The organism is Faecalibacterium sp. 9 (assembly GCF_048320955.1).
Lineage (GTDB): Bacteria > Bacillota > Clostridia > Oscillospirales > Ruminococcaceae > Faecalibacterium > Faecalibacterium wellingii.
In genome coordinates this window covers 525,359-538,553 of sequence record NZ_JBLWGB010000002.1, presented here as the reverse complement: position 1 = coordinate 538,553, position 13,195 = coordinate 525,359, and the positions used below count along the sequence as shown (strand labels likewise).

The 13,195-nt window shown below is 58.2% G+C and carries 15 protein-coding genes; 11 read left to right on the top strand and 4 right to left on the bottom strand.

Translation table 11 applies throughout. The annotated features are described in order from the left end of the window. Positions 1 to 134 precede the first annotated feature (134 nt). The 10 genes from ACKXF9_RS11285 to ACKXF9_RS11240 all read left to right on the top strand — a co-directional run bounded on the left by ACKXF9_RS11285 (position 135) and on the right by ACKXF9_RS11240 (position 8,243). Positions 135 to 809, top strand: a complete 675-nt coding sequence (locus tag ACKXF9_RS11285; protein ID WP_249238611.1) for a site-2 protease family protein — start codon at positions 135 to 137, stop codon at positions 807 to 809. Positions 810 to 811: 2 nt separating this feature from the next. Beyond that, on the top strand, positions 812 to 1,534 hold the full coding sequence (locus ACKXF9_RS11280) for a segregation and condensation protein A (protein WP_418266241.1): 723 nt from the start codon (positions 812 to 814) through the stop codon (positions 1,532 to 1,534). Continuing rightward, the gene (gene scpB / locus ACKXF9_RS11275) at positions 1,531 to 2,082 is read left to right on the top strand and encodes an SMC-Scp complex subunit ScpB (RefSeq protein WP_418266240.1); all 552 of its coding nucleotides are present in this window, start codon (positions 1,531 to 1,533) and stop codon (positions 2,080 to 2,082) included. The genes ACKXF9_RS11280 and scpB overlap by 4 nt, the downstream gene beginning before the upstream one ends. Before the next feature lie 3 nt (positions 2,083 to 2,085). Then, a complete protein-coding gene (locus ACKXF9_RS11270) occupies positions 2,086 to 2,820 on the top strand; it encodes a DUF2953 domain-containing protein (RefSeq protein WP_418266239.1) in 735 nt (244 codons plus the stop codon). Positions 2,821 to 2,938: 118 nt separating this feature from the next. Further along, complete coding sequence (ytfJ, locus tag ACKXF9_RS11265; RefSeq protein WP_249238615.1) at positions 2,939 to 3,343, top strand: GerW family sporulation protein; 405 nt, start codon at positions 2,939 to 2,941, stop codon at positions 3,341 to 3,343. 132 nt (positions 3,344 to 3,475) lie between these two features. Further along, positions 3,476 to 4,306 (top strand): pseudouridine synthase, encoded by an 831-nt coding sequence (locus ACKXF9_RS11260; RefSeq protein ID WP_249238616.1) that lies wholly within the window; start codon positions 3,476 to 3,478, stop codon positions 4,304 to 4,306. 31 nt (positions 4,307 to 4,337) lie between these two features. Further along, positions 4,338 to 4,670 carry a hypothetical protein gene (locus ACKXF9_RS11255; RefSeq protein ID WP_418266238.1) on the top strand — a complete coding sequence of 111 codons (333 nt, stop codon included), beginning with the start codon at positions 4,338 to 4,340 and terminating at the stop codon, positions 4,668 to 4,670. Next, positions 4,652 to 6,022, top strand: coding sequence for a sodium-dependent transporter (locus tag ACKXF9_RS11250; RefSeq protein ID WP_418266237.1), 1,371 nt, complete (start codon positions 4,652 to 4,654; stop codon positions 6,020 to 6,022). Before ACKXF9_RS11255 ends, ACKXF9_RS11250 begins: the two co-directional genes overlap by 19 nt. A gap of 219 nt (positions 6,023 to 6,241) precedes the next feature. Then, the gene (locus tag ACKXF9_RS11245) at positions 6,242 to 6,964 is read left to right on the top strand and encodes a LytR/AlgR family response regulator transcription factor (RefSeq protein ID WP_418266236.1); all 723 of its coding nucleotides are present in this window, start codon (positions 6,242 to 6,244) and stop codon (positions 6,962 to 6,964) included. Further along, positions 6,957 to 8,243 carry a sensor histidine kinase gene (locus tag ACKXF9_RS11240; RefSeq protein WP_418266235.1) on the top strand — a complete coding sequence of 429 codons (1,287 nt, stop codon included), beginning with the start codon at positions 6,957 to 6,959 and terminating at the stop codon, positions 8,241 to 8,243. The genes ACKXF9_RS11245 and ACKXF9_RS11240 overlap by 8 nt, the downstream gene beginning before the upstream one ends. 454 nt (positions 8,244 to 8,697) lie before the next feature. On the opposite strand, the gene ACKXF9_RS11235 is transcribed toward ACKXF9_RS11240, so the two are convergent. The 3 genes from ACKXF9_RS11235 to ACKXF9_RS11225 are packed head-to-tail and all read right to left on the bottom strand — an operon-like array spanning position 8,698 to position 10,850. Continuing rightward, a complete protein-coding gene (locus ACKXF9_RS11235; protein ID WP_418266234.1) occupies positions 8,698 to 9,135 on the bottom strand; it encodes an aspartate carbamoyltransferase regulatory subunit in 438 nt (145 codons plus the stop codon). A gap of 1 nt (position 9,136) precedes the next feature. Continuing rightward, complete coding sequence (gene pyrB / locus ACKXF9_RS11230; RefSeq protein WP_418266233.1) at positions 9,137 to 10,078, bottom strand: aspartate carbamoyltransferase; 942 nt, start codon at positions 10,076 to 10,078, stop codon at positions 9,137 to 9,139. Between the two features lie 16 nt (positions 10,079 to 10,094). Then, a complete protein-coding gene (locus ACKXF9_RS11225) occupies positions 10,095 to 10,850 on the bottom strand; it encodes a GntR family transcriptional regulator (protein WP_418266232.1) in 756 nt (251 codons plus the stop codon). A 201-nt stretch (positions 10,851 to 11,051) separates the two neighbouring features. Between ACKXF9_RS11225 and ACKXF9_RS11220 the strand changes: the two genes are divergently transcribed. Then, positions 11,052 to 11,600 (top strand): GNAT family N-acetyltransferase, encoded by a 549-nt coding sequence (locus tag ACKXF9_RS11220; protein WP_418266231.1) that lies wholly within the window; start codon positions 11,052 to 11,054, stop codon positions 11,598 to 11,600. A gap of 40 nt (positions 11,601 to 11,640) precedes the next feature. Here the strand turns inward: ACKXF9_RS11220 and ACKXF9_RS11215 are convergent, their stop codons facing one another. Then, complete coding sequence (locus tag ACKXF9_RS11215; RefSeq protein WP_418266230.1) at positions 11,641 to 13,005, bottom strand: MATE family efflux transporter; 1,365 nt, start codon at positions 13,003 to 13,005, stop codon at positions 11,641 to 11,643. Between the last annotated feature and the right edge of the window lie 190 nt (positions 13,006 to 13,195).

Genomic DNA, 13,195 nt, shown 5'->3' with positions numbered 1-13,195 from the left:
GACTATTGTAACAGATTGACCTGCAAAATGCAAGCCTTTTTTCAAAAAATATCCGTGTTTTTTGCCGGGGACTTGTGTACAGGGCAAAAAGATAGTATTATATATGGTATAATGAAAAAAGGCAGGAATATCGAATGACCTCTCAGGGCATCTATTATCTCATCCGCGCACTGGTGGCACTGGTGGCCATCCCCTTCCACGAAGCGGGCCATGCGCTGGCCGCGTGGCTGCTGGGCGACGACACCGCAAAGCGGCAGGGCCGTCTTTCGCTGAACCCTTTTGTACACTTTGACCTGCTGGGTACGCTGTGCATGGTGTTTGCGGGCGTTGGCTGGGCAAAGCCGGTCTCCACCGATCCCCGCAACTTCAAAAACCCGAAGTGGGGCATGGCCCTTACCGCGCTGGCAGGCCCTGCGGCAAACATGATCCTTGCCTATGTGGGCATGGTGGCGTGGAAGCTCATGTACTACTGGGCCCCGGTAAACGATGCCACCCTGTATGTTGCCATGTTCCTGCAGTACCTTGTGCTGATGAATGTGAGCCTTGCCGTGTTCAACTTCATCCCGGTGCCGCCGCTGGACGGCAGCCGCATCCTGCTGGTGGTGCTGCCCCGGCAGATGTATTTTGGCCTGATGCGGTACGAGCGCTACATCATGATCGCCCTGCTGGCCGCCGTGTGGTTCGGTGCGCTGGATACGCCGCTGTACTATCTGAACAACATTGTGTGGGATCTGCTGGGCAAGGGCACCGGATACATCGATAAGATCGCGTATTCCATCTACTACGCAGGCCTTGGGACGGTGGTGTGAGCGTGGCAGAGGAACTGACCTTCCATCTGGAAGATTTTGACGGCCCGCTGGAATTATTGCTGGCACTTGTGGCCAAACATAAGATGGATCTGCACAACATCCCCATTCTGGAGCTGATCGATCAGTACACCCGTACAGTGGAGCAGGCAGACCCCGACCCGGAAGCCGCCAGCGCCTTTATTGAAATGGCTGCGCGGCTTGTGGAAATGAAGAGCTACCTGCTTTTGCCCCGCAGCGAAGAGGGCGAGCGGCTCAAGCAGGAGTTTACCGGTCAGCTCATCGAGTACGACCAGTGCCGCCGTATGGCTGCGCTGCTGCGCGAAAAAGCGGAGGCCGCGCCGGTGTTTGTGCGCCCGCCTGCAGAAATGGAGTTCGATACCGCCTATGACCTGCACCATGCGCCACAGGTGCTGGCAGACTACTGGGTTGCACTTTCGGGCCGCACCAAACTGCGCAGGGAGCCCACACAGCAGCAGTTTGAGCCGCTGGTAACGGCACCCATGGTGTCGGTGACGAGCCGGGTGGTGTACATTTTGCGACACCTGATCAGCGGCACAGCGGCAAAAATGAGCCAGCTGTTCAGCCGTCAGCAGACCCGCAGCACCAACGTGGCCACCTTTTTGGCCCTTTTGGAGCTGGTGCGCGGCGGCCGCGTAAAGTTGGACGAACAAGGCCAGCTGACCATGCAGCGGGGCCGCATCCAACGTGACAAGGAGAAAGAATGAACCAGAAACAGATCCGTGCAGCCGTGGAGGCTATGCTGTTTGCCTGTGGGGATCCCATTGGCGCAGACAAGCTGGCTCAGGCGGTACAGCTGCCGCAGGTCAGCGTGGAAGCCGCGCTGGAAGCTTTGCGGGAGCATTACACCAGAGAGGACAGCGGCCTGTGTCTGCTGCATCTGAACACCCGCTGGCAGCTTGCCACGAAAACGGAGTGGGCCGACTGCATCCGCCGCCTGCTGGACAGCCGCCGCTCGGTGCCGCTGGGGCCTGCCGCGATGGAGACCCTGACCGTCATTGCCTACAATCAGCCGGTGTCCCGTGCCTTTATTGAGCAGGTGCGCGGCGTGGACTCTTCGTCCAGTGTGTCCGGTCTGCTGGAAAAGGGCCTCATTGAGGAAGCCGGACGTCTTGACCTGCCGGGCAGGCCGGTGAGCTTCCGCACCACGGATACCTTTTTGCGGGTGTTCGGCCTTTCCAGTCTGGCGGATCTGCCGCCGGTGCACGGCGCGGAAGTAAAGAATGACACGGCATCGAAGGAAAGTGAGGGGTAACGCATGGGAGCATTCCTCGCCGCGCTGGGCGCGGTGCTGCTGTTTGTGCTGAAAGCTGTCGGCATCCTGCTTTTGGCGGTGCTGGTGCTTGTGGTGCTGCTGCTTTTGTGCCCCTTCTGTGCGGATCTGTGCTGGGAGCACGGTGTGCTCACCGTAAGAGCCGGCGCACTGGGGATCACCTTCCCGGTGTTCCAGTACCCAAAGCCGGAGCCGCCGCCCGCGCCGGAAAACCCGGAGCCGCCCAAGGGCTTTGGCAAAGTGAAGGCAAAATTTGCTGCATGGCGCGCTGAGCGCAAGCGGAAAAAAGCCGAAGAAAAAGCCCGGAAAAAAGCCGCCGCCGACAAGCCCGCCCAGCCGCGCAAAAAGACAAAGATCACGCTGGAGATCATCTGCACCATGCTCCGGGGTGCGGGCACTCTGATGAAGGCGGTGTTCGGAGCCCTGCGCATCACAAAAATACAGGTGCGCCTTGGCGTGCGCGGGGAGGACCCTGCTGCAGCGGCCCGCGATTACGGCAAGCTGCAGGCGTGGCTGTATCCGGTGCTGGGCGTACTGGATCGGTTCCTCTGGCTGCAATTTGACGAGCTGCGCATCCTGCCGGACTTTGGCAGCAGTCAGCCCACGGTAGAAGACCGGGTGTCCTGCCGGGTGAGCGCGCAGGCATTGTTCATTGTGATCGCGGCTCTGCGCGTTTTGTACGAATTCTGGCGCAAAAAAGTGTTGGACATCTTCCTGTAAAATGTGGTACACTATATAAAAATATCAATGCAAGTTTTCCGCTCTGTCTGCCGCAAGGCGGAGAAGAGTGCTGACACGGGCACACTGCCCGAATTGAATGAAAAAGGAGCACTGTTTTATGGCTGAACATCCCATTCAGGGCCTGATGAACGTTACCATGGAGAAGATCCACCAGATGGTGGACTCCAATACCATCATCGGCAAGCCCATTACCACCGAGGACGGCATCACCATCCTGCCGGTGTCCAAGGTTTCCTTTGGCTTTGCCTCCGGCGGCACCGACTTTGACGGCAAAAATGCTGCCAATAAGGATCTGTTCGGCGGCGGTTCCGGCGCGGGCGTGAACATCCAGCCCGTGGCATTTCTGGTCATCAAGGATGGCTGCGTGCGCACCATCCAGCTGTCCGACACCTCCAACACCATCGACCGTGCGCTGACCATGCTGCCCGAGCTGGTGGACAAGCTTGCCGCCATGGTGAAGAAGGACGATAAGACCCCGGAAGCCGCACCTGCTGAAAAGTAAAATGTACCGCCAACTATCATCGCCGTAACTGTGAGCTTCCAACTCACAGTTTTGATACAGGCGCACCCGCACCCCAAAGCAGGGGAGAGGTGTGCATTTTGAGCGCCGGGAGGCGCACAAGGAGTTTGAATTATGGCAGAAGAACGTATTCAGAAGATCATGGCCGAGCAGGGGCTTTGCTCCCGCCGTGCCGCCGAACAGATCATCGCCGAGGGCCGCGTCAAGGTCAACGGCCATCCCGTCAAGGTGGGCGACAAGATGGACCCCAACCGCGACGTGCTGCATGTGGACGATGAGCGCATCTATATCCGCAAGGATCAGCAGATGTACTATCTGGCACTGTATAAGCCCCGCGGCTATGTGACCACCGCCAGCGATGAGCTGGGCCGCAAGACCGTTATGGAGCTGGTGAGCGATATCCCTGCCCGCCTGTACCCGGTGGGCCGTCTGGATAAGGACAGCGAAGGCCTGCTGCTCATGACCAACGACGGCGCTTTTGCACAGGCTGTCACCCATCCGTCCGGCGGCATCTCCAAGCTGTACCGCGTCACCGTGCAGCCCCGCGCCGATGAAAGCCAGATCCTGAAGCTGAGCAGCGGCGTCGTGCTGGATGATGGGACCAAGACCATGCCCTGTGCTATCAACGTTGTTACGGATGAGCCGGGCCGCACCGTCATGGAAATGACCCTGAAAGAGGGCAAGAACCGCGAGATCCGCCGTATGTGCGAGACCGTAGGACTTGAGGTGGTACGTCTGAAGCGCAACGCCGAGGGTGTCGTGAAGCTGGGAATGCTCAAGCCCGGCACCTACCGTGAGCTGACCAAGGCGGAGATCAACGGTCTGCGTGCCGCTGCCGCCAAGGGCCGCGCCCAGACCCGCAGCGCCGCAGTGCAGTCCAAGGCTGCCGAGCGCCGCCCCCGCGGCCCGGTGGGCAAGGGTAATGCCCCTAAAAAGCGGAAGTAAATACACCTGTAAAGGGGAGAAGCGTCCAAAGATGCTTCTCCCTTTTTTGCTGCTGGGTGGAAAGATGAATAACTGTCAGCTCTTCACCTTTCAGGTGAGAAAAATTGCAGCCCGCCGCAAATGCACCGAAAACAGACGCACCTGCAACAAAAATTGCTGCGTGACCCTGCGGCAGGACAGGCTGTGCATGCGAGAAATACAAAAAATACTTTTGACAACAAAAGTTCATCTTTCTGAAGCAGACCTGTTCATCGACCAAATTTGTGCTATAATACAAAAGCAACGCTTTGTCCGGCCTGATGAAGGCGGGGCGGAGCAGATCGGAAAACAAGGAGTTTTGGAATCATGGAAAGAGAAAAACTGAAGTCCCGGTTGGGCTTCATTCTGCTTTCGGCAGGCTGTGCCATCGGCATCGGCAACGTGTGGAAGTTCCCTTATATTGCCGGTCAGGGCGGCGGCGGCGCATTTGTGCTGTTCTACCTGCTCTTTCTGGTCATTCTGGGCCTGCCCATTATGACGATGGAGTTTGCGGTGGGGCGTGCTTCCCGCAAGAGCCCGGTGCGGGCCTATCAGGCACTGGAAAAACCGGGCCAGAAGTGGCACATCCACGGCTATCTTACCCTCGTGGGCTGCTATCTGCTCATGATGTTCTACACCACCGTAGCAGGCTGGATGCTGCACTATTTCTACATGACCGCAGCCGGCAAGCTGGCGGGTCTGGACGCCGATCAGGTGGCCGGTAAGTTCACCGAAATGCTGGCAGACCCCGGTGTTATGACCTTCTGGATGGTCTTTGTTGTGGCGCTGGGCGTTTTTGTGTGTGCCAAGGGCCTGCAGAACGGCCTTGAGCGCGTGACCAAGGTCATGATGATCGCTCTGCTGGTGATCATGGTGGTGCTGGCCGTCAACAGCCTGTTCATGCCCGGTGCAAAGGAGGGCCTGAGCTTCTTCCTTGTGCCTGACTTCAAGCGGATGGAAGAGGTAGGCGTGGTCAACACACTGGTGTCCGCCATGAATCAGGCCTTCTTCACCCTGAGCCTTGGCATCGGCGCAATGTCCATCTTTGGCAGCTACATCGACAAGGAGCACTCCCTGCTGGGTGAGTCCGTCCGCATCGTCATTCTGGATACCTTTGTGGCCATCACCGCCGGTCTTATCATCTTCCCGGCCTGCTTCACCTACGGCGTGGACCAGACCAGCGGCCCCAGCCTGATCTTCATTACCCTGCCCAACATCTTCGCCAATATGGCGCTGGGCCGTCTGTGGGGCTCCCTGTTCTTCCTGTTCATGGCCTTTGCAGCGCTTTCCACCGTACTGGCCGTGTTCGAGAACATCATCTGCTGCGGCATGGAGCTCACCGGCTGCAGCCGCAAAAAATCCAGTCTGGTGAACCTTGTGCTCATCACGGCGCTTTCGCTGCCCTGCGTGCTGGGCTACAACCTCTGGGCATGGGACGGCTTTGCGGTGTTCGGCGGCGCTGTGCTGGACTTTGAAGACTTCCTCGTCAGCAACCTGTTCCTGCCGCTGGGCAGTTTGGTGTATCTGCTGTTCTGCGTTACCCGTTACGGCTGGGGCTGGGACAACTATAAAAAGGAAGTCAACACCGGCAAGGGCCTCAAGATGCACGACTGGATGCGCGGTTACCTGACCTATGTGCTGCCGGTCATTGTGCTGTTCATCTTTGCCTTTGGCATCTACGATAAATTTTTTGCGTAAATAAATGACTTCGACCTCTCCGCCACCTTCGGTGACGCCTCTTCCAAAGGGAGAAAACCGGACAGAAAGATGCACTTTGCATGGACTGCCAAAGGCTCCTACTTTGGGAGAGCTGGCAAACCCGAAAGGGTCTGGCTGAGAGGGCAAGCAGGTTAACGAAAGGCTCCTCTTATTCCATAAATAAGAGGGGCTTTTTGCAGAAGAAAGGAGCTCTCCGGAATGCACATTCTGATCTGTGATGACGATGCGGCCTTTGGCACCCGTATGGCAGAATATGTGGCCGCTTACTTTGCGGCCCGCAGCATTCTGGTACAGACTGCCGTCTGCACCAGCGCGGGGCAGGCGCTGGAAACGCCGGAGCTGGAGCTGTACCAGCTGGCGTTTCTGGATGTGGACATGCCCGGCGTGAACGGTATGGTGCTGGGGCGCCAGCTCAAGCAGAGATGCCCCGGGCTGAAGCTGGTATACGTATCGGCCTATCTGGAATTTGCATTGGAGGGCTATACGGTCAATGCATACCGCTACCTGCTCAAGCGGGACATTGTGCACACCCTGCCCAGCTGTCTGGACGACCTGCTGGCCGAGTTGACCGACCAGCGCAAGACCCTGACGGTGCACCACAACCGCGCTGCCACAGAGATCCCGCTGGATCAGATCTATTATCTGGAAAGCGACCTGCGCCAGATCAACGTTTATGGCGACATTGCCCGCCAGCCCATCTGCACCTACTACGGCAAAATTGCCGACCTGCCGCAGATGCTGTACGAGAACGGCTTTTTGCAGGTGAGCCGCAGCGATGTGGTCAACATGAAATATGTGTGCGGCATCCGCAGTTATAAGATGACGCTGAAAAACGGGGTGGAACTCAGCATCAGCCGCGCGGGCTATGCCGCTATCCGCAGCGCATATCTGGAATGGAAGGGGCAGTACGTCGATGAGTGAGGTGTTCACAGAGGCGCTGCTCGGGCATCTGGTCTGTCTGGCTCAGGCGAATGCTTTTATTATGGTAGAATGGGCCTACCTTGGCAGGGGGAAACTGCGCTGGCCGGTGCTGTGGGCAGAGCTGCTGTGTATGGGGCAGCTCTGCCTGTCATTCGCGACAGAAATGCCCTTTTTCAATGTGCAGGCCATTCTGCTCAATGTATTGTATCTGTTCGTTACCGCGCAGCTGTTTGGCGGAACAATGACGGATAAGCTCACGGCCTGCCTGATCAACGGCACCATGTGCCTGCTGGTGGAGAACACGGTCAACTATACCTACTCCTGGTTCACAGGAGTGCGCACCGGCGAAGCATGGCAGCACCCCGGCTGCCTGATTGCGCTGTGCGCCGCAAACTTCATCGTGGGCGCAGCGGTTGCGCATTTCCTGTATAGCTGGAACCAGAAGTGTGCTTTGCAGCCGCTGCAGGCGCTGGTGATGTCCTTTTTCCCCGGGGTGGCTGTGGTGCTGAACATTGTGCTGATGGTCACAGGGACCCGGCAGCCCGCCACCCTGGTGACCATGCTGCTCACCTTTGGCATGAGCGTGGCGGTGCTGGTGCATATCGCCATCGTGCAGATGTTCAACGATCAGGTGGTGCAGCGGCAGAACTCCCGCTACCGTGCTCAGCTGGAGCAGCAGCGTGCCGAAGCACTGCTGGATTCCTACACGGAGCAGCGCCGCCTGACCCACGAGTTTACCAACCACATGACAGCCCTTACTGCCCTGCTGGATCAGGGGGATCTGAAAGGCGCACAGACCTACATTGCCAGCGTGAGCAAAACGGTGGCGGCGGGCACCACCATCATGGACACCCACAACCCGCTGCTGGACTCCATCCTGAGCAAAAAGTACGAAGAAGCGGCCCAAAAGGGTGTGACAGTCTATTTTGACCTGTGCGACCTCAAGGAGATCCCCTTTGATGGCATGGACATGGTCATCGTGCTGTCCAATCTGCTGGACAATGCCATCCGTGCCGCAGCGCAGGCCCTGCCGCCGGAGGTGCATGTGCGCATCCGCAAAACGCCGGAGGAGTACCTGCTCTCGGTGCGCAACCGCGTGCAGGATGATCTGGATCTGGAGGACAACAAGCTGCCCGGCACCACCAAAAAGGAGAGCGGCCACGGCATGGGCTTTGCCAATGTGCAGGAGGTGCTGCGCAAGTACGGCGCAGAGTATACGGTCAGCTGCCGCGACCGCTGGTTCCGCTTCACCTGTGCCATCCCGGTGTGCAATTCATGACATGGGCACCGACAGTTTATGACAAGTTTTCTGCAACAGGACCGCAACCGTGCTATACTGAAAACGGTAAAGGTGATGCCTGCACGGGCAGAGTGGATTGCGGCTGAGGCAACTCAGGAAACACTTTACATACGGTGCGGTGCTTCGGACAGCGGTGCGTGTTAAGCTGTCCGCTTTCCCTTTGCTCATTGTACCGCATGGCAGATGCCGTGCGGTTCATCTGGCGGGGCTTTCAACGGCGAGCTTTGGGGTTTGCTGCTGATAAAGTCACTCGGTACGTCGCATTTCTGTCCGGCAGATGCTGCTTGTGGGAATGGAGCATCTGCTGCACAGAGCATCTGCGTCGGTGAGAGTTCTGTCAGGTTTTTATTGCAAAAAAAAGAGCTGCTGTACGGCGAAAAACCGGGTACAGCAGCTCTTTTTTAACGTTTTGAGATGTTGGAAAAGCCGGGCCTTACTCCGGCTTTACCTGCAGTTCCTGCTCGCAGTAGATGCAGCGATACTTGCCGTTGGAGCTCAGCTCAAAGATCTGATCGCACTCTTCCTCAATGGAGGAGATGCAGCGGGGATTCCGGCACCGCACGATGTTCACCAGACGCTTGGGAGGCTTGGGTTTTTCCTTGCGCACAGCCTTGCCGTTTTCGATGATGGTCACGCTGATGTTCGGGTCAAGGTAGGCCAGCACATCCAGATTCAGCCAGGAAGCATCGCCCTCCACCTTGAGGATGTCCTTGCGGCCGCTCTCGCTCTTGTTGCTGCGTGCATTCTGGATCAGTGCCACGCTGGCGGTGCGGTTGCCCGCAATGCCCAGCAGGTCCATCAGGCCGACAGCAGTGCCTGCCTTGATGTGGTCGATCACGATGCCATTCTGGATCTCGTCGATGTTCAGCATATCAGTTTTCCTCCTTAGGTGCCTTGGGGTCGCGCAGGCCCAGCAAGGTCATGATCAGTGCCATGCGGACGTACACACCGTTCTGCACCTGCTCAAAATAAGCGGCGCGGGGGTCATCGTCCACATCCAGCGCGATTTCGTTAACACGGGGCAGGGGATGCAGCACCGCCATATCCGGCTTTGCAAGGTTCATCTTTTCCTTGGTGAGGATGTAGCTGTTCTTCAGGCGGATGTAGTCCTCCTCGTTGAAGAAACGCTCCTTCTGCACGCGGGTCATGTACAGGATGTCCAGCTCCGGCATGGATTCCTCCAGACTGCGGGTCTCCTTGTAGGGAATGCCGTTGGCCTCCAGCACGTCCTTCACGATGTAGTCCGGCACACGCAGCTCTTCCGGGCTGATGAGCACGAAGCGGATGTTCTTGCAGCGTGCCATGGTCTTGATGAGGGAGTGCACGGTGCGGCCGAACTTCAGATCGCCGCACAAGCCGATCGTCAGATCGTCCAGCCGTCCCATGCGGCGGCGAATGGTCATCAGGTCGGTCAGGGTCTGGGTGGGGTGCTGGTGTCCGCCGTCGCCCGCGTTGATCACCGGAATGCGGGAGTAGCGGCTTGCACGCAGCGGTGCGCCCTCTTTCGGGTGCCGCATGGCCACGATGTCCGCATAGCAGGACACCACGCGGATGGTGTCGGCTACGCTCTCGCCCTTGCTTGCACTGGATACGTTCTCACTGGGAAAGCCCAGCACATGGCCGCCCAGATTCAGCATGGCAGCCTCGAAGGAAAGGCGGGTGCGGGTGGAGGGCTCATAAAACAGGGTGGCCAGCTTTTTGTGGCTGGCTGCGTCCTGATAGGCTGCCGGGTCGTCGTGGATGCGGTCGGCCAGATCAAGCAGCGTGGAGATTTCCTGCTGGGTAAAATCCAACGGGTCGATCAGATGTCGCATGGGTACATACCTCCGTTTAAAGCAGTTTGCGTAGGATAGAAAAATCAAAGAAGTTTGTGTAGTAGCTCAGCGAACGCATCACCGGGCGGCACAAACGATTGAAACACACTTCGTCCAGCAGCAGCATGGCTTCGCCGGGAGCAAGGCGCATGGCCGAGCGGATGGCGTCATCGCCGCAGCTTGCCTTCAGGTGGGCAACGTTGGAGGAGATCTGCTGGTGGCATTCCCGTTCCAGAATATCGAACACCCCGCCGGTCAGGTCGATGCGGGTATAATCCCGTGTACCGAACAATGCTCTGGGCAGATAGTCGATGGAATAGATCACCGGGGTGGTGTCGGCCAAAATGCGCTTTTTGATGCAGATCACATCATCGCCGGGTTCGATGTCCAGATTGTGGGCCAGCTCCTCCCCGGCACGGATGGGAAAGACCTGAATGCCGTCAGCGTGGGGATAGCTGCCAAAACTGCGGATCAGCGGGTAGTATTCCAGCTTCTGGTCCAGACGGCTGCGCAGGCTCAGCACCGTACGGTTCACCACCGTGCCAATGCCGCGCACACGCTCCACGTAACCAGCGCGTTCCATTTCGCTCAGTGCGTCACGGATGACGGTGCGGCTCACGCCCAGCTCGGCGGCAAGGTCCACCTCGGCAGGCAGACGGTCGGCCCGGGCATAGCGCCCGGTGCGCAGCTCTTCCAGCAGACTGGCAACGATGCGGTCGCTGATGACAGCGCCGCCCAACCGGCTGGAAGATGCAAGTGCAGATTCCTTCATGGTTTGGTTCCTCCGTTCACAGGCAGCGCAGGGCACTGCCGGGACTTGGAGCCCTGCGGCGCACGGCCCCGCTTTGTGACCACGGCCATGCACCGCAAAACCCCTTTCTACTTTATTATAGCATAAATTGACATTTATAAAAGCGGCATTTATACTGGAATCGGCCAAAAAGTACGATTTTATTTTGGAGGGGATAGCAAGATGGAAATTTTTCTGCACAGGATATGCGGCAAAACCGCAGAGCCGCCGGTGCCCATGCTGCTGCGCCGCTGTACGGCAGAGGAAGTCCCGGCGGTGTACGCTTTGCAGAATGAGGTGCGCGCCGCCATGCCGCACCCCGAGCAGTTTGTGCCGGACACGCTGGAAAATATCACGACCTATGTCCGCAAGGACCTGTGCATTGGTGCATGGCAGGGCAGCAGGCTGGGCGGGTATCTCATCGTGCGCTTCTGCGGGCAGAGCGAGCACAACTACGCGGCCTTCATGGACGTTCCGCGCACCGAGTGGGAGCACTGGGCCAATGCCGACAGTGCCATCGTCCACGCAGACTTTCGCGGCAACGGCCTGCAAAGGCTCATGCTGAAAGCAGCCTTGCCGCTCTTCCCGGGCAGGATCACCCACATCGGGGCCACCATCAGCCCGGAAAACCAGTACAGCCTGAACAACGCCCTTGCATCGAGCTTTGCCATCGTCTCCCGGCGGGAAATGTATGGCGGATACGACCGGTATCTGCTGAAAAAAGACTTGTAAAAAACAGGGCTGCGTCCCCAAAGGGATGCAGCCCTGTTCTTCAGTCGATGGATAGTTTGAGCTTGTTTTTCATCTTGTGCCGTACCACAAGCAGACAGGCCAGATGCACGGCGGCGGTCAGCACCCAGCTGATGGGGTAGCTGATGTACAGCATGAACGGTGTGCGGTTCAGCTGGAAGATGGTGGCGATCCACACCAGACGCAGCAGGCAGCTGCCCACAAGGCTCACCACCATGGGCAGCACGCTGTAGCCAAGGCCGCGCAGGCTGCTGGCCAGCGTGTCCATGATGCCACACAGCAGGTAGGTGCCGCAGATCACCCGCAGGCGCTCATATCCGGCGGCAATGACCGTCGCATCCGAGGAGTAGAAGTGCAGCAGCTGGGTGCCTGCCAGCACTGCGCCGCCGCCCAGCACCACGCCGGTGACGATGGCGCACAGCAGGCAGTTGAGGACAACGCGGTTCAGGTTCTGGTACTTGCGTGCGCCCATGTTCTGGCTGGTAAAGGTCACCGCTGCCTGCGCAAAGGCGTTCATGGCGGTATAGACGAAGCCCTCCAGATTGGCGGAGGCCGAACTGCCTGCCACCACCGTGGAGCCGAAGGAGTTGATAGCCGACTGGATGACCACATTGGACAGGCTGAACACGGTGCTCTGCAGACCGGCAGGCAGGCCGATGAGCAAAATCTGCTTCAGGGCACCCATGTGGAAGCCCAGATGATGCAGATCCAGATGCAGAGCGCCCTCCTCCTTCATCAGCATCCGCGTCACCATGCAGGCAGAGACGGTCTGACTGATGATGGTAGCCAGTGCCACGCCTGCCACGCTCATGGAAAAGCCAATGACGAACACCAGATTCAGCACCACATTGATGAGACCTGCCGCCGCCAGACAGTACAGGGGACGCTTGGTGTCGCCCACGGCGCGCAGCAGTGCCGAGCTGAAGTTGTACAGCATGGTCATGGGCATTCCGATAAAATAGATTTTAAGGTACAGCGCAGAGAGATCGATCACATCCTCTGGGCAGCTCATCAGCTCCAGCAGGCCACGGGCCGCAAAGAACCCCACCACAGCCAGCAGCACGCCGCTGACAAGACCTAGCGTCACCGAGGTCTGCACCGTGTTCTGAACACCGCGCTCGTCCTTTGCACCAAAACAGCGTGCGGCCACCACGTTTGCGCCCAGCGAAAGCCCCACGAACAGATTCACCAGCAGATTGATGAGGGAGCCGTTGGAGCCCACTGCCGCCAGCGCGGTGCTGCCCGCAAAGCGGCCCACGACCACCACGTCTGCTGCGTTGAACAGCAGCTGCAGGATGCTGGAAGCTGCCAGCGGGATGGAGAACAGGATGATCTTTTGAAGCATCGGGCCGCTGGTCAGGTCAGCGGAGCGGCTTGTCTGAGCCATGAGAAAAGTGCCTCCTTTTTATCGTTTACGCGGGAGAAGCTGTTTTCTAAGCATTGCACACTGCTTAGGAGGACAGCATCTGAAATGTAAATATTTCGTAAATAAAGGGAACCGAAGGCATATTATAACGCGCAGCGCAGAAAAATACAAGTGGCACCGCCGAAAAAAGACAGCTTTTTCCGGCAATGTC